The sequence below is a fragment of the Parabacteroides distasonis ATCC 8503 genome, from assembly GCF_000012845.1.
GTDB lineage: Bacteria > Bacteroidota > Bacteroidia > Bacteroidales > Tannerellaceae > Parabacteroides > Parabacteroides distasonis.
The window spans coordinates 3,252,501-3,274,239 of the sequence record NC_009615.1 but is presented as its reverse complement, the minus strand read 5'-3'; the positions used below and the strand labels follow the sequence as shown (position 1 = coordinate 3,274,239).

The following is a 21,739-nucleotide window of genomic DNA, read 5'->3' as shown; positions in this document are numbered from 1 at the left end:
TTTTTCAATATCAATGATACATTTGCGACAAGTTCTTTAATGAGATAAGACTAGTAACGTTAAATTAATACTATGTTAATATGAAGAAAGTAATTGTTTTAATCAGTTTTTTATGTGGAGCGTTCTTTGTAAGTGCTCAACAAGGTAATCAACAACAAAGGCAGCAAGAGCGGTGGAAACCGGAAAGTACAGAATGGTATCATCCTGTACCTCCAAAAGTAACCCCTGGAGTTGGAACAAGTGCTCCTTCTGATGCAATCATCCTGTTTGATGGAAAAGATCTTACAAAATGGGAAGCTGCTGGGAAGGATGGTGGATCTGCAAAATGGGCTATAAAGGATGGGACGATGGTTGTAGTTCCCGGTTCTGGCTCTATCCGTACAAAAGAGTATTTTGGTGATTGCCAATTACACATAGAGTTTAAGACCCCGATACCAGGTAAAGATAATACTTTACAAATGAAAGGAAATAGTGGCATTATGCTACAAAGTCGTTATGAGGTACAAGTCCTAGATTGTGAGGATAATCCTACTTACGTAAATGGCTGGGTTGGTAGTGTTTATAAGCAAAGTGCTCCTTTAGCAAATGCTTTTACAAAGACGAATGAATGGCAAGTTTATGATATATATTGGAAAGCTCCTCGTTTTGGAACAAATGATGAGTTGGAATCTCCTGCGATGATAACAGTCGTCCTGAATGGGATTGTTGTTCAGAATAATTATGTGCTGAAAGGGAATACCCCATATACAGGGTTACCTAAATATGTAGCTCATGGCCGTATGCCTTTAAGTTTACAAGACCATGGGGTAGAAGTTGCTTTCCGAAATATTTGGATTAGAGATTTGTAGAAAGAAGTTTAACCTTAAAGAATGATAACTTATGACTACACGTAGAAATTTCTTGAAAAATACAACAATGCTGGCGGCAGGTTTAGGAGTATCTCCTCTTTTGTCTTCGTCACCCTTACGATCTTATCAGAAAGAAGAGGTCATAAATGGAAAAGTAAGAATTGCCGTGATTGGAGTTGGAATGGGATGTCGAGATTTGCAAGGAGCGTTGACTGATAATCCATGGGTACATTGTGTCGGTATGTGTGATGTGAATAAAGTCAGACTTGAAGAGCAGCTTGCACGTTTTAAGAAAGATTTTCCAGAACAGACGGTTTCTATAAAAGCTTATACTGATTTTCGGGAGGTACTGGCCAATAAAGAAATTGATGGGGTTATTATTGCCACGCCCGACCATTGGCATCCTTATATTTTTGCAGAAGCCTTGAAGGCGGGAAAAGCTATTTATGTAGAGAAACCTGTTGGTAATTCAATTTCTGAGTGCAATGCGATGATGGACTTTCAGAAAAAGTATAAAGGTGTTGTGACAACGGGATTATGGCAAACAAGCCAACGCTATTTCAGGGCTGCGAATGAAATATTAAAATCTGGTGTGCTAGGGGATGTTTATAAGGTACAATTATGGCTTTGCCAATCTACAAATCCTCGTCCTTCTGTTGAGGATTCAGAGGCACCATCCACTTTGGACTATGATATGTGGTTAGGACCGGCTCCGGAACGTCCTTTTAATAATTCCCGTTTTCGTGGTTGGCGTGGTTTTTGGGATTATGGTGGTGGCCAACAGACTGATTGGGGGGTGCATTGGATTGATTCTGCTTTTGACGGATTAAAAGCATTAGGCCTATGTGATAGGGAATACCCTGATGCGGTCTTTTCTACTGCATATAAAGATCCGGCATCGTTTAATGAAACTCCAAGTTGCCAAACAAGTATTTTCCAATATAAGAATTTCCATATTGAATGGGCTCAACAAGTTGCTTACCTTTATAATCGGAATCAAGGGGTCGCTTGGGTCGGAAGTAAAGCCACTCTGGTATGTAATCGTGAAGGCTATGAGTTGATACCGGAGAAAACCCGTGATGGTATCCTTTTGGCCGATAGAGCCCAATTGGTTGGTAAATTTGAAGATGGGGGAGTAGAGGCTCATGCGACGAATTGGTGTAAATGTATTTTGAATAAATCGATTGAGACAAATAGTCCGATAGAAAAGGGGGCTTTTGCTACAATATTGGCTCATATGGCCAATATCTCGTATCGGACAGGAACTCGTGTGGTATACGATCCTCAAACAAGGAAATTTGTGGACAATCCTAAAGCAGATGCATACTTGAACAAAACATATAGAAGCCCTTGGCAATTTCCGAATATAAAATGAATGAAATTATGAAAAGACTATTATTGTTTACCATTTGCTTGTTGTGCGCCAGTTCTGTATATGCTATTGATATTTCACGGTTAGAACCTGCTTGCTGGTGGGTAGGGATGAAAAATCCGGAATTACAGATTATGGTATATGGCAAGAATATCGCAAGCTCTCAAGTTTATATTGATTATCCGGGGGTAAGAGTCAAGGAAATTGTTGGAGTCGAGAACCCTAATTACTTGTTCCTTTATTTGGATATCTCCAGAGATGCCTCTCCCGGTACAATGAATTTGATATTTCAAAAAGGGAAAGAGAAAGAAATCCGGGCCTTTGAGTTAAAGGAAAGAAATAAAAAGGTTGGAGCTGCTGGATTTTCACCTGCGGATGTGATGTACTTGATTACTCCAGATCGTTTTGCAAATGCGGATCCATCTAATGACAATCTAGATGATGTGAAAATAGATCGTTCGAGAGGGGGAGCTCGCCATGGAGGTGATTTACGTGGTATTATTAATAAATTGGATTATATCCGTGATTTAGGCTTTACGACAATTTGGTTAAATCCTGTATTGGAAAATAGGATGCCGGGAGGTTCTTATCACGGATACGCTATTACTGATTTTTATCAGGTAGATCCTCGTTTTGGAACGAATGAAGAATATTGTGAATTGATAGATAAGGCCCACGAAAAAGGAATGAAAGTCGTGATGGATATGATTTTTAATCATTGCGGAAGCTCTCATTGGTGGTTAAAAGATTTTCCTTCCTCGGATTGGCTGAATAATCAAGACAACTTTGTTCAAACAAATCATTTTAAATGGACTCTTATGGATGTTCACGCTCCTCAGTCGGAGAGAGAGATCTTGGTAAATGGTTGGTTTGGTAGAGGTATGCCAGATTTAAATCAGAAAAATAGGCACTTAGCCCGATATTTGATTCAAAATAGCATTTGGTGGATTGAATACTCACGGATTGATGGTATCCGTCAAGATACACATCCATATGCAGATTATGATTTTATGGCAACTTGGTGTAAGGAGGTGGAAAATGAATATCCGGATTTCAATATTGTGGGAGAAGCTTGGTATCCAAGAGGGACTGCTTCGGCTTGGTGGCAAAGAGATTCTAAAATGAATGAATCTAATAGTAACTTAAAGACAGTGATGGATTTTGATTTGACCTTTACTTGCCAAAAAGCGTTTGGAGATGCATGTTCTAGCCGTGAAGGATTCGAAGCAGGGTTATTTAAAATTTATGAAGTTATCGCACAGGATTTTTTATTCCCGGATCCTAATAATGTACTAGTCTTTTTGGATAATCATGATTTAGGACGCTTTATGCAGAAAGGAGAATCTGATTTAAGAAGGTATAAACAGGCTATTGCTTTTTTATTAACAACTCGAGGGATTCCTCAGATTTATTATGGGACAGAGATTTTAATGTCTGGGACAAAAGCAGAAGGAGATGGTATTATCCGCACTGATTTTCCCGGAGGTTGGGCAGGAGATCCAAAAGATGCTTTCACTCGTGAGGGACGTACGGATTTGCAGAATCAAGCTTGGGATTATATGAGAAAATTATTGAATTGGAGACAGCGATGTGATGCTGTTAAAGAAGGTAAGTTGATTCATTATACTCCTGATAAATCGGGTTGTTACGTATATGCTAGGGTAAAGGATAATAAAACGGTACTTGTTTTAATGAATGGAACAGATCAAAACCAGACATTAGATATGAATCGTTTTCATGAAGTCGTAAAAGATTATAGATCTGGGAAAGATATTATAACAGATACGATCGTTGCGATAGACACGGCGGTTCATATTCCGGCTCGTGGTGTTTATATTTTAGAACTTGTCTAACTTTAAATTTAATATGTCATGAGATGTAAAAGTATTAGTGAATTTATTATGTGCTTTATGCTTTCTTTGTTTTCATTGACAGCGTTTGCGCAAATCAAGATCACAGGAACTGCTTCTGATGCGGAGACAGGAGAGCCTTTATCTTTTATCACCATACAGGTTAAAGGTACCACTGCGGGTACTACTTCCGATATGGATGGAAATTATTCAATTGAGGTACCTAATAGAGATGCCATTTTAGTGTATTCTTATATTGGTTATCGTTCCCAAGAGATAAAGGTCGGAAATCAGACTCATATTAATGTTCGTCTATCGGAAGATGTGGAAACATTAGATGAAGTGGTCGTTGTTGGCTATGGAGTTCAGAATAAGAGAGATGTGACAGGATCGATCGCTAAAGTTGGAAGTGAGGAACTAATGTCTGTTCCAACAAGCTCTTTCGATGCCGCTTTACAAGGGCGTGCCGCTGGTGTACAAGTAACCCAAACATCGGGTTTGGCTGGCTCTGGTGCAGCCATTCGAGTGAGAGGTATCGCTTCTATTACCGCTGGAGGTGATCCATTGATTGTTGTTGATGGAATACCCATCATGCAAAATGCCGGAGATCGAGTGGGTGCAGCACAAGATAATCCAATGTCATCTATAAATGCGAATGATATTGAAAGTATTGATATATTGAAAGATGCCTCGGCAACGGCTATTTATGGATCCAGAGGTGCGAACGGTGTTGTCTTAATAACAACTAAACGTGGTAAATCAGGAAAACCTCAAATAAATTTTAGTTCTAAAGTTGCATTTTCAACAACTAATAGGAAAGTTGATATGTTGGAAACTAAAGATTATCTGGATATTTATAAAGAAGCATTGGAAAATGATTATAAGTTTAATCCCTCTGGTGCGACAGATCCTTCTACTGTATCATCATATCCCGGTGGTTATTCAGAAGAACAAGCTTTATTAAATAATACGGATTGGCAAGATCTTATTACGAGAACAGGAATTTCTACCTACAATGATTTATCGGTATCGTGGGGTAATAAGAAAATACAGACTTATTTAGGGGTTTCTAATGTAGAAGAGAATTCATATTTGGTGAATGATCATTTCGGAAGGACGAGCGTACGCCTTAATATTGATTATAAGCCTATAAACATTTTAAAAATAGGTGGAAATTTTAGTTTCTCTCACACGGATCATCGACCCACTCCTTCAAGTTGGGATGGTGGTTGGGGACGTGCCATAAGTACGGCTTTGCCTTATTTCCCAGCCTATAATTCGGATGGTAGTTATTATGTTTTTCCTAAATCAACAAATCCGGTGACGGAGGCAAATGAGAAAAGACGTAGAATATTTACCCAACGTACAATGGCAAGTTTATATGCTGACTTACAGATAATCAAAGGATTGTCATTGCGGCTAGAAGGTAATATAGATTATCGAGATAATGAGTCTAATTATTTACGAACGAAAGAATTATCAACAAAACCGAATAGTAATGTGACAAATCGTTATGAGACAAATTGGAATGCGAAAGCACTCTTGAATTATAGCTTGTCGATTAATGAAAAACATCGTTTTCATTTCTTGTTGGGAACAGAAGCATTGAAATCTACACGAGTATCGAATTATACGAATGTCGTATTTGAGCAAGGAAAAGAAGATTGGTTATTTAATAATCCGGCTTATGATGAAACGAATAAGACTTTTACGAGCTATCCTAATCAAGATTTCTCATTTATATCCTTTTTCGGACGTATAAATTATACATTTAAAGACCGTTATATGTTCACTGGTACTTTCCGTAGAGATGGTTCGTCACGATTTGGGGAGAATAATAAATTTGGTAATTTCCCTGCGGCTTCTATTGGTTGGATGATCACGGAAGAGGACTTTTTAAAAGATAACGAGGTTGTAAGCTTGTTGAAATTGAAAACAGGTTTTGGTATTACTGGTAATGCGGAAATTCCTAACTATGCGCAATGGGGGGCAGTTAGCGTGAATACGAATCAATTGTATGTAGGGGATAATTATTGGTATATCAATTCTTTGAAAAACCCAGATTTGAAGTGGGAAACAACCTCTACTTTTGATGTAGGTTTGGAGTATGGTTTCTTAAAAAATCGGATTTCAGGTGAAATCGGATTTTATAATAAGAATTCCAAAGATCTATTTTTGAATGTAAGTGTTCCAGCATCTGTGGGATATACGGCATTCTTGGCAAATATCGGAAAAGTCAGAAATACGGGTGTGGAGTTTAATATTAAATCCGTGAATATTACAAATAGAGATTTTACATGGACTACTGATTTTAATATCAGCTATAATAAGAATAAGGTTTTGGATGTTGGTAATGCAGGACCAGACGCATTAAGTGGAGAAGGTGATACACGTGTGTTAGTAGGACAGCCTATTGGCGTAAACTATTTGGTTAAGGTTCTACGTGTTGATCCTCAGGATGGTATGCCTGTTTATGAAATGCTTGATGAGAATAAGAAACCGGTTGGTGAAACTAAAGAATATAATGCGGATAGAGATCGTCAGCCTGTAGGCCATCCTTATTCCGATTTTGTAGGAGGTTTGAATAATACGTTTACATATAAGAACTGGGATTTCGGTTTTATGTTTACATTCCAAATAGGCGGCAATATTTATGACGATGGTGAGAAATTTCAGATGAATAATGTTGGCACTTGGAATCTGAAAAGTAATGTTCTTGATAGATGGCAGAAACCTGGTGATGTGACAGATGTACCTCGGGTAAGTTTAGGAAAAAGTGGCATTGAACTGGCGAGAAATACAACTGAATATCTACATGATGCAGGATTCTTACGTTTAAAAAATGTAAATGTGGGTTATACTTTCAAAGGTATTAGAATCAAGAAGTTTAATATAAGGGATATTCGATTATATGCTCAAGCAACTAATTTATTGACTTTATTTAGTGAATACTATAATAAATATAGTGGTGAGCCTGAGATTATGCGTGATGTCGATTCAGCTCAGAAGAGGAATTTGAGTTTGAATGTGACTTATTTAACACCTCCTCAAGCTCGTACATATACTATCGGATTAAGTGTTAACTTTTAAATGAATAAGATTATGAAAGTAAAATATATAGCAGCAATATTACTCAGTACCCAATTAGTCTATACGGCATGTGATGACATGGGATTTCTACAAATAAAACCAGATAGTTTAGAACTGACAGATGATCGTATTAAGACGGTAGATGATTTGGAGAATTTATTGTTGGGTGCTTATAATGGAATACGTTCTTCGGGCTTTTGGGGAGGCCGGACGTTGCGTGGTTTTGATGTGATCGCAGATGATGGTGTGGCAGATGTGGCTACTTTTGAATGGGTTCAGATGAGTGCTCATACAATGAATTTGGTAAATGCGGTTGGACGTGATACCTGGACTGCGACATATAATGCCATAAATATGGCGAATCAAGTTGCGTTTAGCGATTTAGGGGAAAGTATCTTGGCGAGTGATCCTCAGAAAGAAGCTCAATTTAAGGCTGAGGCATCTTTTATTCGTGCATTAGGATATTTTCATTTAGTAAGAGCCTTTGGTCTTCCTTATGCAGAGGAGACTAAGGATATCGCAGAGATGGGAGTTCCCCTTCGTTTAAGGGGGGTGATGGATCGTGCTACCGCATTTGAGGTCGTACAACGTTCAACGGTCTCTGAAGTTTATTCTCAAATAATCTCAGATTTGGAATATGCGATCGGGAATTTACCTGGAGAGAACAAAGTAGAGTCTGGTAGAGCGACTGTTGATGGCGCAAAAGCGTTATTGGCAAAAGTGTATTTTTATAAACATGATTTTGGCAATGCGGCTAAATATGCGGAACAAGTTATTAATACTCAGAAGTATGATCTTGATGAGGATTTGACTGCTAAATTCGGTAGAGCGGAAAAAAAGACTGTTACGCAAGAAATTGTAGCGATGATACCTTCTGCGTCATTGATTGAGGATTCTTGGGGTGGTTTAAGAGATTATCGTACGAATGGATTGGCTTTACCCACAAGCAGGCCGTCTAATGAGTTGATTGCTGCTTATGACCAACAAAATGATAATCGTTTTAAAACGTTTTTTAAAAATATAGACGGTTCATGGTATACTCTGAAGTTTGATTATGAGTATATGGATGGTATTATTATTGGATATAATGAGTTGTTACTACTTTATGCCGAGTCTTTAGCTGAATCGAATGGAAATATGAATCAAGCTTTGAATGCTTTGCAAAAAATAGAAAAAAGGGCTTATGGCAAAGCTAATACTACAACTACGGATAGGGCTTCTTTTATTAAAGCAGTACAGAAGGAACGTCGTTTGGAAATAGCTTTACAAGGTGAGAGATTATTTGAATTGAAGCGTATCAAACAGTCGGTTCGTGGTGAAGCTTGGGATTCTCATAAAGTGATGTTTCAGATTCCGGATGTTGAGCAGAATGGTAATCCTGATGTTAATATGAATTAACTTGGCTGTTTAAAAAGGGTGAGTTTGGCTCACCCTTTATTTGCTTTTACATCTAAATGATTATAGCTATGATTAGAAAAATAATAATATTTACTTCATTTCTGTTATTTGTACTTGGGACAGTGGCTGCTCAAACGATAAATAAGGTAGAGCCGTTGTTTTGGTGGGCAGGAATGAGAAATCCAGAATTACAGTTGATGGTATATGGGGATCATATTTCTGAATATCATCCTGTTATAAATGAACCTGGTGTTTATTTAAAAAGTTGTGTAACGGTAGATAGTCCCAATTATTTAATATTATATTTAGATTTATCACAAGCTCATTCTGGAACATTTGATATAACTTTTGTGAATGGGGAAAAGAAGTTCGTATATGCTTACGAGCTGAAAGAGCGCAAGGAGAGTACAGATGATATACAAGGATATGATTCTTCGGATGTGTTGTATTTAATTATGCCGGACCGTTTTGCTAATGGTGACCAATCGAATGATCAGATTTCTATGTCAACGGAATATGTGATGGATCGTAGTAAGCCTGGGGCTCGACATGGAGGTGATTTGAAGGGGATCGAAGATCATTTGGATTATTTTGTGGACCTTGGGGTAACAGCTATATGGTTAAATCCCGTGTTGGAGAATGATGGGAAAGGAGGTTCTTATCATGGCTATTTCTCAACGGATATGTTTCATGTGGATAGGCGTCTAGGATCAAATGAAGATTACCTTCGATTGATAAATAAAGCGCATCAAAAGGGATTACGGGTTGTTATGGATATGATTTTTAATCATATTGGAGCAAATCATCCTTGGGTGCTAGATGTGCCATCTAAGGATTGGTTTAATGTAAGTCCTTCTAAAAGGGGGAATCATGCTAAGGCTATTTTCTATGACAATTATGCATCAACTTATGATTCTGAAGTAATGAAATATGCAGGATTTGGAATAGATTTGAATCAAGCAAATCCTCATGTTGGTAAATATCTTATTCAGAATTCTATATGGTGGATTGAGTATGCTCGGATTGATGCGATTAGGCAAGATACATATCCATATTCCGATTTTGATATGATGCGTGAGTGGAATATCCAAATCATGAATGAATATCCTCAGTTTAATATAGTTGGTGAGATTTGGACTAATTATACGATTGGTACGGCTTGGTGGCAAAAAGGGTGTAAACTTAATTTTGGAAAAGATACGGAACTGAAGTCTGTGATGGATTTTACTCTGATGAGTATTGCAAGTGATATCTTTAATGACAAGTCTTCACCGGAAGGGCGATTAGATAAAATCTATGATCATTTGTGTTATGATTTCGTGTATCCAGATATTAAAAATGTTTTGCGTTTTTTAGATAATCACGATACTGATAGGTTTTTACGTTCGGAGCCTAAAGACTTAGATGGTTATAAACAAGGGGTTGCCTTTTTATTAACAATCCCTGGCACTCCTCAATTATATTATGGACATGAATTGTTAATGTCTGGGACGAAAAGTCGCCCGGGTGGGGATGGGAATATACGTTTAGATGTTCCAGGAGGGTGGCCTGGAGATTCTCAGAATTGGTTTACGAGGGAAGGACGTTCCGACCTACAGAATAAGGCTTGGGATTATTTACAGACTTTATTGAAGTGGAGGAAGGGCAATAAGATCATTTCCGAAGGTAATATGAAACATTATATGCCACAATTAGGAGTGTATGTATATGAGCGTTATCTAGAGGGTAAAAGTGTCATGGTCATTATTAATGGAGCTAATCATGAAGTTGATCTTCCACTTGCCCGTTATAAGGAATCTTTAAAAGAGGGAATAGAAGGAAAGGATATAATAACGAAACGAACGATCTTATTTAAGGACAGCTTGAAGCTGGCATCTAAAGAGGTATTGGTCGTTGAGATGAATTAAGAGATTATGAAAATAAACAGACGACAATTCGTAAGAAACTTAGGATTGGGCACAGCCTCGTTGAGTATGGGAAGTTTGATATCGACTTCTTCTTGTGCCCCTTCTGGGGATTCCCGTGATAAAAGAGGGAAAGTGAGTGATGACGATCAATTCCTATTTATCGGTGACGATATCGCCATCGCCCAGACAGAGTATGGGAAGGTGCAGGGATATCTGCTGAATCATGTATATACGTTCTTGGGAGTTCCTTATGGGGCTGATACGTCGGGAAAAAATCGCTTTATGCCTCCCCAAAAGCCAGAGCCGTGGACAGATGTGAGACCGGCGGTTTTTTATGGGAATACGGCGCCGCAACGTATGGAGAACCGGTGGCCCAATAATTACGGAACTTTTGCCGATCATTGGAACTACTGGGATGTGAGTGAGGATTGCTTATATTTAAATGTATGGACACCGGGCATTGCGGATGGTAAGAAACGTCCCGTATTGGTGTGGCTGCATGGCGGTGGTTTTACAAATGGTAGTGGGATCGAGCAGGATGGATATCATGGAGAGAATATAAGCCGGGAAGGAGATATCGTATTCTGTTCCATTAATCATCGGTTGGGGCCGATTGGCTTCTCTGACTTATCTGGTGTTGGTGGAGAAGCGTATAAGGATTCCGGAAACGTGGGGATGTTAGATATTATTGCCGCCTTGCGATGGGTACATGATAATATCGCCAATTTCGGTGGAGATCCCGGGAACGTAACGGTTATGGGACAATCCGGAGGAGGTTCTAAGGTCTGTACGGTAGCCGCTATGCCGGCGGCAAAAGGTTTGGTCCATAGAGCCGTGGCTTTAAGTGGATCTACGGTAGGAGCTTCCGATCAGGTGATGACCCGGAAGGTGGGAGAATATATTTTGAGAGAAGCGGGGCTGACCGCTTCCCAACTGGATAAATTGCAAAGAATACCTTGGCGGGAATATTTGGATATAGCGGATAGGGCTTGTAAAAAGTGCTGGGAAGATCAAGGGATTAGCATGAGACGGACTTTTGGTCCTGTTGCTGATGACCGGAATATTCCGGCCGGTGTATTCTACTCCGGTGAGAGCCATTTGGAGTCTCCTGTCGTGCCGATGATATTCTGTACGACTTTCCATGAATGGAACCCGAACAGGGCGGATGCGGCTTTGGAAAAAATCACTCAAGACGGTGTGATCGAGAAACTGAGAAGTCAATATGGTGATAAAGCGGAATCGATCGTGAAGGCTTTCGCCAAGAATTTCCCGGATAAGACTCCGATGGAGCTTTGGGCGATGATTTTGTCTTCCCGTCAACGAGTGGTTGAGGCGGCTAACGCAAAATTAAAGCAAGGCCAGCCTGTGTATGTAGCTTGGTTTGGCTGGTGTCCGCCCTTGTTTAATAACCGTATGCGTGCGTTCCATTGCTCGGATATCTGTTTCTGGTTTAAAAATACGGATCGGATGTTTACTCATACGGGTGGAGGTAAGGTACCTCGTGCGTTGTCAGATAAGATGTCTGGCGCTTTGTTGAATTTCATGCGGACAGGAGATCCGAACGGAGGAGAGTTACCCGCTTGGCCGAAATACACGGAAGAAAATGGAGAGGTGATGATCTTGAATAATACGTGTGAGGCTCGGAATGATCCGGATCGGGAGGCCCGTAAATCTTTGGAGGTTTAATTTAAAACGAGAGTGTTATGCTTGAGAAAAAGATTTCAAGACGTAATATGCTTCGGACTACCGGTTTGGCGGTTTTGGGCAGTACGTTCGCAGGCTTGGCTTCTTGCGCTCCGAAGAAAAAAGAGGAGCCATCACCCGAAGCATCCTCTTCGAAACGTCCTTTCCGTGTCTGTCTCAATGTCTCTACGATAGCGGGTTATAAACTTCCTGTTCAAAAACAGATTGATTTATGTGCCGAGGCTGGTTTTGAGGGAATTGAGTTATGGACCCGTGATGTGGATGCGTTCGTAAAGCAAGGGGGAACTTATGAGACACTCAGGCGTCAGCTGGAAGGCTCCGGACTTTTATTGGAGAATATGATCGGTTTTGCCTCGTGGTTTGCCGATGATCTTTCGAAACGGAAGGAAGGGCTAAACCAAATGCGGCATGATATGGAGATGGTAGCGGGATTGGGCGGTAAATTTATCGCCGCTCCTGCTCAAGGAGTTACTCAACTGGATCGTACACGGTTGCCGGAGTATTCCGAACGCTATCGGGCGATACTGGATTTAGGGGATGAGATGGGTGTCACTCCGATATTGGAACTATGGGGAGCCGGGATTCTGAATCAATTATCGGATACCATGGCGATAGCGATCGCCTCCGGACATTCGCGGGCTTCTGTCTTATTGGATTTCTACCATTTGTACAGAGGAGGAAATAGTTTTGATAGTTTACGCTTGATAAATGGGAAGATCCTTCCGGTTTTTCATATCAACGATTATCCGGAGTTGCCTCCTCGTACGGAGTTGAGAGATTCGGATCGGGTGTTTCCGGGAGATGGTATTTGCCCGTTTAATAAGGTACTTCCTTTGCTATACGACTCCGGTTTCCGGGGTGGGTTATCCGTAGAGCTTTTTAATAAGGGATATTGGGAAACCATGGATGTAAAGGAGGTCTTAAAGAAGAGTTTTGAGAAAACCACACAGGTAATCAATAGTTCGATGGGATAAAAGTTTGTTGGGATTTAGGAAAGGGACTGCTTCGAGGTGTTTTACCTTCGAGGCGGTCCCTTCTGTTTTTATAGTATCTTCTCTTAAAAATCAATTATTTTATAATCCGCTGTGATATAAAAAGTAGTATATTTGCGTACATCCAAAATAAACAGTTGTTTTGCGGAGGGTTATAGGGGTTGTTATCATCGGAAAAGCCGGTAATAAAAGATATACATTATAATGAACTTACTTCAGAGATATGTGAGTCATGGTATAGCTATAGGTTTGTTAGTATTTATAATGCTAGCGTTTAATTTGTCTGTGTTAGCGCGGACAAGTGAAAAACGTGTACTTAGGGTTGCCTTTCCGCAGGTAGATGGCATGAGTTGGACGGCCGAAGATGGTACTCATCATGGTATGCTCGTAGACTATCTCAATGAGATCGCCAAATATACCGGTTGGGAATACGAGTACATAGATACGAAGGGACCGGCTATGTTGAATGAATTTGTTGAGGGTAAGTACGAGTTGATGGGTGGAAACTATTATATACCCGCTTTAGAGAAATATTATGCTTATCCGAACTATAATATGGGATATAGCCGTTCATTATTACTTGCCCGATCTGATGATCGCTCTATCCATAGTTATGATTTGGAGAGTATGAATGGTAAAACCATCGGTGTGTATGAGAATGCAAGGGAAAACATTCGCCGTCTCAGAGAGTTTATGGCTATCAACGGATTGTATTGTAATATCCGATATTACAAACAGGAAGATATGGTGGGGAAAATCGGGTTATATCCCTATATGGCTAAAGGTGAGATCGATTTGTTACTAAATAATGTTGCCCATATTAGCGATTCTGTCCGTGTAGTCGTGGCATATGACTCTCAGCCTTATTATATCGTGACCAATCCGGGTAATAAAGAAGTCTTGGATGGTTTGAATATGGCTTTGGAACGGATATTGGATGCCAATCCTAATTTTGCGGCGGAACGTTATGCCGTTAATTTCCCAGACCGGCTCGTAAACATCCAACTGAGCGACCGGGATCTGGAGTATGTCAATGAGAGGAAAACGATCACGGTAGCCGTACCTGAGAATTGGTATCCTTTGTATTGTAAAGAAACGCCGCTGAAGAACCATACGGGTATCATGGCGGATGTACTGGATGAGATTAAAAGTTTCACAGGGCTACGATTCTCGTATGTATATGCGAAAAATTATGCTGATGCGATCCGTTTGATACAGCAAGGGGATGCCGATATCTTAGGTTTTTTCTTGGGAGATGAGAACGATGCGGCCCAGCTAGGACTTGCGCTTTCAGCCTCTTATGTGAGTGCTAACAATATCATAGTGCGCAATAAAGCATGTAGTTATCCCGCACCGGGTCTGGTTGGAGCCTTAGTGGAAAATCAACGATTGCCGAGTGGTATATCGGTGGAGAAGATACGGTTCTATCCGAGTATTAAGGAGGCGTTATTTGCTGTCAATAATGGTGAGGCTGATTTTATTTATGGTTTGTCCTCTAGGATGGAACAGGATATCTTGCGCTATCATTTTACGAATCTTGCTCCCGTAACGTTGGTCAATGATCAGAGTACGATAAGTTTCGCATTGCCTATCCCGGTCGATCCGGATTTGCTTACCATACTCAACAAGGCGATCAATAATCTTTCTGAGTCCGAGAGGACTGTTATACGCAATCGGAATCTGGAATCTATCGGCGTGAGTGAATTTTCTCTTACGGACTTTATATATGCGAATCCCTTACAATTCATGTTTATCGTGATGTTTGTCCTGTCGGTGCTATTTACGGCATTACTGCTGGCTATAGGGGCCCGGATGAAAGCGACCGTGATACAGGGCAACCTGAAACGGGCTGAGGCGGCTAACTTGGCGAAGAGCGAGTTTCTTTCCCGGATGAGTCATGAGATCCGTACGCCGATGAACGGAATTGTAGGTATGAGTACTATCGCCATGCAAAACATAGATAATACCGATAAGATAAAGGACTGTCTTGAGAAAGTAATCATGTCTTCCAAGCATCTTCTCGCTCTCATTAACGACGTGCTGGATATGTCGAAGATAGAAAGCGGAAAAGTGGAACTTCGACATGAGAGCTTTAATTTCCGGGCATTCTTGCAGGACTTTGAAAATCTGTATGGCGAGCAGGCCAAGAGTAAAGGGATCAGCTATGAGACGATATTGGCTAGTGATCTGGAAGTACAGATTATAGGAGACTCCTTGCGCTTGAATCAAGTTCTCTCCAACCTGTTATCGAATGCGCTGAAATTTACGCCGGCCAAGGGAATGATTAAACTTCGGGTATCTAAAACAGGTGAGGATCAAGAGAATGTTTACCTTCGTTTCGAGGTAATCGATACGGGATGTGGTATAGCCGAGGAGAACTATGATAAAATCTTCGAATCGTTCGAACAGGAAAATGTGGATGTTACTTATAAATATGGAGGTACAGGATTAGGGCTTTCTATCGTTAAGCGTTTCACAGGGTTGATGGGTGGTGGCATACATGTGACGAGCGTGCAGGGGAGTGGCAGTACATTCACCGTTGATCTGCCTTTCGGCAAAATAAAGGAATCGGGTAAACCCACTCGTTTTTCCGATATTAATGGGAGGAATGACCTTGCGAAGGATTGTTATGCTGTTGATTATGACTTCAAAGGTAAACGGATCTTATTGGTTGAGGACAATGAGCTTAACCGGGAGATAGCGGAGGAATTGATCGGAGTTACCGGTGCGTCGGTGGAGAGCGCTGAGGACGGGGTACAGGCCGTAGAGATGTTTAAGGAATCTGCCGAAGGATATTATGATTTGATATTGATGGATGTGCAGATGCCTCATATGGATGGCTATGAGGCTACCCGATGTATCCGGGCATTAGGGCGTTCTGATGCTCAAAAGGTTCCTATCTTCGCTATGACAGCCAACGCATTCGCTGAGGATGTGCAGAAAAGTAGGGAAGCCGGTATGAATGCTCATATATCTAAGCCGTTGGATATACGTGCCGTGTATAAACAAATGAACCGATACCTTCAAGGATAAATAAAGGATCGATGAATAAATAAAAAGGGACCGCCTCGGGAAATTAGGTTTTCGAGGCGGTCCCTTCTGCTTTTATTAGATATTCTTTATTTTTCCGTAATTACCGAGAATTCACCGATACCCGCTTGCTTTTTATTATCTACGATACGGGTTGCGACCAAACGGATTTGGTTACCTTTCGTTATTGGGAAATGTACGACTTGCTCGATCGGGTTAGCCTTGATATTGGAGAATTCGCCTTCGGCCACCTTCTTTCCATTAATATATAATTGATAGTTGGAGATATGACCGCTTGCGTCACGTCCTTGGTTCGGGGTGTAGCGGAATCCGGATATAGGCATTTCTTTCGCTAATTGTACGACTAACTCTTGTTTCCCTTGTGGCAAATAGTAGGTCGTGTAGCCGTTTCCGTCTAGGATCAGGCTGGTTTTCTCATCTTTCGGTGATACGATCGTGTAATCACAAGCTGGAATATCGAACGTTTGCGCGGAAACCGGACTGACTGTATCGAAAGTCGGATCATAGGCAATCGCCTTGACAGTTCCTTTTTGAGCGAAAGCGAATGGCGCCTGATAAAGCGGTGAGTCCTTGGTCGGATCTGAGCCGTCGGTGGTATAATGAACCTCGGAGCCTTTATCCCCGGCCTGTATGGTTACCTCGTCATTGATATTACGGGCAATCGTTGGCTCGGTCACCAAGGCGGGGGCAAGGTATGCCTCCACGTTATTGATACAAAGCGGTCCGCGGGCATCCGTGAAGTTGATGCGTATCTTCTCCGCTTTCTCGGTCTGGAAACGGACAATTCGTTTATAGCCGACAGTTGTCGTAGAATCCACGGTCTGTGCCGGAATCCATTTACCCTCTTGCTCGAGTTCGATATTGAACGAGCGTACTCGTTGTCCTAATGGGATATATTCTTGTATGACCAAGCGGTTTACATCGGTAGGATGGGTTAACGTGAAAGTCAATGAACCACTGGTTACGCCATCGTCCGTAGCCCAATAGGTATCCCAATCCCCATCTACTGCCTTATTGGGACTAAAATTACGTCCTCTTTTATTGCTCGCTTGTACGTAACATCCTTTCAAAAGATTCTCCTTAAAGTCATTTTGGATGGTTTGATACCATTGTACGGCACGGGCGGAGTCTACCGGACTTATTTTTCCGTTCAACGCTACGGGGAAGTTCAATAGGAAATTGGCGTTATGCCCGACGCTTCGGTAATAAAGATCGACTAATTTTGCCAGCGACTTGACTTGGTGATCTTCCCGGGAGTGATAGAACCATCCCGGACGGATAGATACATCGCATTCTCCACCTAGCCACATCGGTCCGTTCTCATCTCCCCATACACTCTGTTGGAAAGTAGGCATGGAGGGTTCCGGGGCGAAGATGCTCCATTGGGTATCACCGGCCCAACCTTCCTCGTTACCGATCCAGCGGATATCGGGTACTGTCCCTCCGAAAACCATGATGTCCGGGTGGTGCGCCTTGATCGTGTCGCATGCCCGCTCATATTGATAATAGGTCTTGGCGTCTATAGCACGGGTTTCATTCGTGCCGCCATACCAGCCATTGCCACCGTTTGCCCCATCAAACCAGTATTCGAACAACGGGCCATAGTTGGAGACTAATTCATGTAATTGGGCATGGAATTTCTCTACATATCCCGGTTGTCCGTAATTCTCACTGTTTCTGTCCCAAGGGGAGAGATAGACACCGAATTTCAGCCCGTGTTTCTTACAAGCGTCGGATAGTTCTTTTACCATATCCCCTTTGCCATCTTTCCAAGGAGAATTCTTTACGCTATATTCGGTTGTGGCGGTAGGCCATAGACAGAAACCGTCATGATGCTTGGTAGTTAAGATTACGCCTTTCAATCCGGCGGCTTTGATTGTTTGCGCCCATTGATCGCAATCCAGATCCGTTGGATTGAATGTGGAGGCGGGAGTGTTTCCGTAACCCCATTCCAGATCATTGAACGTATTTAATCCGAAATGGACAAAGGCATATGTTTCCATCTTATGCCATTCAACTTGTGCCGGCGTGGGAACGGGCAGGATAGGGGCGGGCGCTGTCGCTTCTTTACAGGAGAAGAAGGAAAACAAGCCAAGCCCCAATAAAATAGAGGAACTCAAGTGCTTCATTATTTGTTTATATTTAGATGAGACCTCAAATATATGAAAAAAAACGGCAGATTTTTATTCTGTCTTTAGATATCTAGATAAAAGATAAAGTCTCCTGTCTTTTAGATGTCTCCTCTGGGGAAATTTTCATGCTAGCATATATTTGTTTATCAATTGTTTGCAGTGCCAGTTTATTTATCGCCTTTGGCACGGTCGTGCCATCACAGTGGCAACGCTGTGCCATCCGTGTGGCAGGGCCGTGCCATCGTAGTGGCACAGTATTGCCGCTATGATGGCAAGGGTACCGGCTATATCGTTTACGTGAGTAGTCGGTATTTTTGCGTGTGCTATATTATAATGTACCCGATATCCGTTGCCGTAAAAAACTTGAAAAATAATGCCCGATAAATTTGGACCGTATGTTTTATAGCATTACTTTTGCACCCGCATTCGAGAGAGAACGGCGCTTCAGAAATGATGGAAACGTGGAGGTATCCTTGGGTAGGGGATGAGGTTGGCTGGGCCAAGCGATAATTTCCAACCGCCCGGAGATTGGCTTGAGAAAAAAAACTTGAAAATTTTTCACCGAAAAATTTGGAGGTTAAGAAAAAGTCCTTACCTTTGCAGCCGCAATCGAGAAACGATAGCGAGAGGGTTCTTTGAGAGATTTACATAATTCAACAAGTAGTACAAGTATTAGGAAAAGAAATTTTCCGGATCGATACCGTCAAAAGAAGTATGACTTTGGACTACGATAAACGGATTCCGGAGCGAGGATATTAAGAAACAATTTAAACAACGAAGAGTTTGATCCTGGCTCAGGATGAACGCTAGCGACAGGCTTAACACATGCAAGTCGAGGGGCAGCGGGGTGTAGCAATACACCGCCGGCGACCGGCGCACGGGTGAGTAACGCGTATGCAACTTGCCTATCAGAGGGGGATAACCCGGCGAAAGTCGGACTAATACCGCATGAAGCAGGGATCCCGCATGGGAATATTTGCTAAAGATTCATCGCTGATAGATAGGCATGCGTTCCATTAGGCAGTTGGCGGGGTAACGGCCCACCAAACCGACGATGGATAGGGGTTCTGAGAGGAAGGTCCCCCACATTGGTACTGAGACACGGACCAAACTCCTACGGGAGGCAGCAGTGAGGAATATTGGTCAATGGGCGTAAGCCTGAACCAGCCAAGTCGCGTGAGGGATGAAGGTTCTATGGATCGTAAACCTCTTTTATAAGGGAATAAAGTGCGGGACGTGTCCCGTTTTGTATGTACCTTATGAATAAGGATCGGCTAACTCCGTGCCAGCAGCCGCGGTAATACGGAGGATCCGAGCGTTATCCGGATTTATTGGGTTTAAAGGGTGCGTAGGCGGCCTTTTAAGTCAGCGGTGAAAGTCTGTGGCTCAACCATAGAATTGCCGTTGAAACTGGGGGGCTTGAGTATGTTTGAGGCAGGCGGAATGCGTGGTGTAGCGGTGAAATGCATAGATATCACGCAGAACCCCGATTGCGAAGGCAGCCTGCCAAGCCATTACTGACGCTGATGCACGAAAGCGTGGGGATCAAACAGGATTAGATACCCTGGTAGTCCACGCAGTAAACGATGATCACTAGCTGTTTGCGATACACTGTAAGCGGCACAGCGAAAGCGTTAAGTGATCCACCTGGGGAGTACGCCGGCAACGGTGAAACTCAAAGGAATTGACGGGGGCCCGCACAAGCGGAGGAACATGTGGTTTAATTCGATGATACGCGAGGAACCTTACCCGGGTTTGAACGCATTCGGACCGAGGTGGAAACACCTTTTCTAGCAATAGCCGTTTGCGAGGTGCTGCATGGTTGTCGTCAGCTCGTGCCGTGAGGTGTCGGCTTAAGTGCCATAACGAGCGCAACCCTTGCCACTAGTTACTAACAGGTTAGGCTGAGGACTCTGGTGGGACTGCCAGCGTAAGCTGCGAGGAAGGCGGGGATGACGTCAAATCAGCACGGCCCTTACATCCGGGGCGACACACGTGTTACAATGGCGTGGACAAAGGGAGGCCACCTGGCGACAGGGAGCGAATCCCCAAACCACGTCTCAGTTCGGATCGGAGTCTGCAACCCGACTCCGTGAAGCTGGATTCGCTAGTAATCGCGCATCAGCCATGGCGCGGTGAATACGTTCCCGGGCCTTGTACACACCGCCCGTCAAGCCATGGGAGCCGGGGGTACCTGAAGTCCGTAACCGCGAGGATCGGCCTAGGGTAAAACTGGTGACTGGGGCTAAGTCGTAACAAGGTAGCCGTACCGGAAGGTGCGGCTGGAACACCTCCTTTCTGGAGCTTCAGGATTCCGTACCGAGGTCATACGAGGTATTGATCCCTTGTGCTGCTGTTGAGATTATGTTTATTATATAGATCAATGACCGGAAGGCCGGTCGGAGAGAAAAAGATGACGCTGGGACGTAAGTCTTGGCAAAGTTGACAGTCCTATAGCTCAGTTGGTTAGAGCGCTACACTGATAATGTAGAGGTCGGCAGTTCAACTCTGCCTGGGACTACTCCGAATGAGGGGGGATTAGCTCAGCTGGCTAGAGCATCTGCCTTGCACGCAGAGGGTCAACGGTTCGAATCCGTTATTCTCCACACATCCCGCAAGGGAAAAAGGATCTTTGACATATTGGACATCAAAAAGAAGAAACAAGTAGAGCGAGCTTAAGATATATCAACCCGTACGTAAAGTACGAGGTGAGAGAAAGTAAGCAAGGGCAGACGGTGGATGCCTTGGCTCTCGGAGGCGACGAAGGACGTGATAAGCTGCGAAAAGCTCGGGGGAGGCGCAAATAGCCGTTGATCCCGGGATATCCGAATGGGGCAACCCGGCAGGCTGAAGGCCTGCCATCCCGTAAGGGAGGCGAACGTGGGGAACTGAAACATCTAAGTACCCATAGGAGGAGAAAATAAACAATGATTCCGTAAGTAGTGGCGAGCGAACACGGAAGAGCCCAAACCCATGTCGTCTAGGCGACACGGGGGTTGTAGGACCACGACGTGGCAAGAAGGAAGGGAAATGGAACGACTTGGAAAAGTCGGCCATAGACGGTGAAAGCCCGGTACATGACTCCCTTACGAAGCCTAGTGGCATCCTGAGTAGCGCGGGGCACGAGAAATCTTGCGTGAATTAGCGGGGCCCATCCCGTAAGGCTAAATACTCCCGAGAGACCGATAGCGAACCAGTACCGTGAGGGAAAGGTGAAAAGAACCCCGAGCAGGGGAGTGAAATAGACCCTGAACCCGTCTGCCTACAAGCGGTCGGAGCGTCGTAATGACGTGACGGCGTGCCTTTTGCATAATGAACCTACGAGTTACCTTCCCCGGCAAGGTTAAGTACCTAAGGTACGGAGCCGAAGCGAAAGCGAGTCTGAACAGGGCGCC

General features: G+C 42.8%; 10 protein-coding genes, 2 tRNA genes and 2 rRNA genes (1 of these 14 running past the window's edge). 13 read left to right on the top strand and 1 reads right to left on the bottom strand.

Annotated features, from left to right (window positions below; translation table 11 throughout):
- Nucleotides 1-80 precede the first annotated feature (80 nt).
- The 9 genes from BDI_RS13735 to BDI_RS13695 all read left to right on the top strand — a co-directional run bounded on the left by BDI_RS13735 (nt 81) and on the right by BDI_RS13695 (nt 16,194).
- Nucleotides 81-848 (top strand): 3-keto-disaccharide hydrolase, encoded by a 768-nt coding sequence (locus BDI_RS13735; RefSeq protein WP_005864187.1) that lies wholly within the window; start codon nt 81-83, stop codon nt 846-848.
- A 31-nt stretch (nt 849-879) separates the two neighbouring features.
- The gene (locus tag BDI_RS13730; protein WP_011966968.1) at nt 880-2,223 is read left to right on the top strand and encodes a Gfo/Idh/MocA family oxidoreductase; all 1,344 of its coding nucleotides are present in this window, start codon (nt 880-882) and stop codon (nt 2,221-2,223) included.
- An 8-nt stretch (nt 2,224-2,231) separates the two neighbouring features.
- Complete coding sequence (locus BDI_RS13725) at nt 2,232-4,073, top strand: glycoside hydrolase family 13 protein (protein WP_011966967.1); 1,842 nt, start codon at nt 2,232-2,234, stop codon at nt 4,071-4,073.
- Between the two features lie 18 nt (nt 4,074-4,091).
- Nucleotides 4,092-7,160, top strand: a complete 3,069-nt coding sequence (locus BDI_RS13720) for a SusC/RagA family TonB-linked outer membrane protein (protein ID WP_011966966.1) — start codon at nt 4,092-4,094, stop codon at nt 7,158-7,160.
- Nucleotides 7,161-7,172: 12 nt separating this feature from the next.
- On the top strand, nt 7,173-8,558 hold the full coding sequence (locus tag BDI_RS13715; protein ID WP_011966965.1) for a RagB/SusD family nutrient uptake outer membrane protein: 1,386 nt from the start codon (nt 7,173-7,175) through the stop codon (nt 8,556-8,558).
- 68 nt (nt 8,559-8,626) lie between these two features.
- The gene (locus BDI_RS13710; protein ID WP_005864194.1) at nt 8,627-10,465 is read left to right on the top strand and encodes a glycoside hydrolase family 13 protein; all 1,839 of its coding nucleotides are present in this window, start codon (nt 8,627-8,629) and stop codon (nt 10,463-10,465) included.
- A gap of 6 nt (nt 10,466-10,471) precedes the next feature.
- Nucleotides 10,472-12,151 (top strand): carboxylesterase/lipase family protein, encoded by a 1,680-nt coding sequence (locus tag BDI_RS13705; RefSeq protein WP_011966964.1) that lies wholly within the window; start codon nt 10,472-10,474, stop codon nt 12,149-12,151.
- Nucleotides 12,152-12,168: 17 nt separating this feature from the next.
- On the top strand, nt 12,169-13,143 hold the full coding sequence (locus tag BDI_RS13700) for a sugar phosphate isomerase/epimerase family protein (protein WP_011966963.1): 975 nt from the start codon (nt 12,169-12,171) through the stop codon (nt 13,141-13,143).
- Nucleotides 13,144-13,365: 222 nt separating this feature from the next.
- On the top strand, nt 13,366-16,194 hold the full coding sequence (locus BDI_RS13695; protein WP_011966962.1) for an ATP-binding protein: 2,829 nt from the start codon (nt 13,366-13,368) through the stop codon (nt 16,192-16,194).
- A gap of 86 nt (nt 16,195-16,280) precedes the next feature.
- On the opposite strand, the gene BDI_RS13690 is transcribed toward BDI_RS13695, so the two are convergent.
- Nucleotides 16,281-18,341, bottom strand: a complete 2,061-nt coding sequence (locus BDI_RS13690; protein WP_011966961.1) for an alpha-L-fucosidase — start codon at nt 18,339-18,341, stop codon at nt 16,281-16,283.
- Nucleotides 18,342-19,115: 774 nt separating this feature from the next.
- On the opposite strand from BDI_RS13690, the gene BDI_RS13685 reads away from it, so the two are divergent.
- From BDI_RS13685 to BDI_RS13670, 4 genes are all read left to right on the top strand, one after another.
- A 16S ribosomal RNA gene (locus BDI_RS13685) occupies nt 19,116-20,642 on the top strand.
- A gap of 149 nt (nt 20,643-20,791) precedes the next feature.
- A tRNA-Ile gene (locus BDI_RS13680) sits at nt 20,792-20,865 on the top strand.
- 11 nt (nt 20,866-20,876) lie between these two features.
- A tRNA-Ala gene (locus BDI_RS13675) sits at nt 20,877-20,950 on the top strand.
- Nucleotides 20,951-21,056: 106 nt separating this feature from the next.
- A 23S ribosomal RNA gene (locus tag BDI_RS13670) occupies nt 21,057-21,739 on the top strand (it continues 2,197 nt past the right edge of the window).
- The 16S and 23S rRNA genes sit together here with 2 tRNA genes alongside, the layout of an rRNA operon.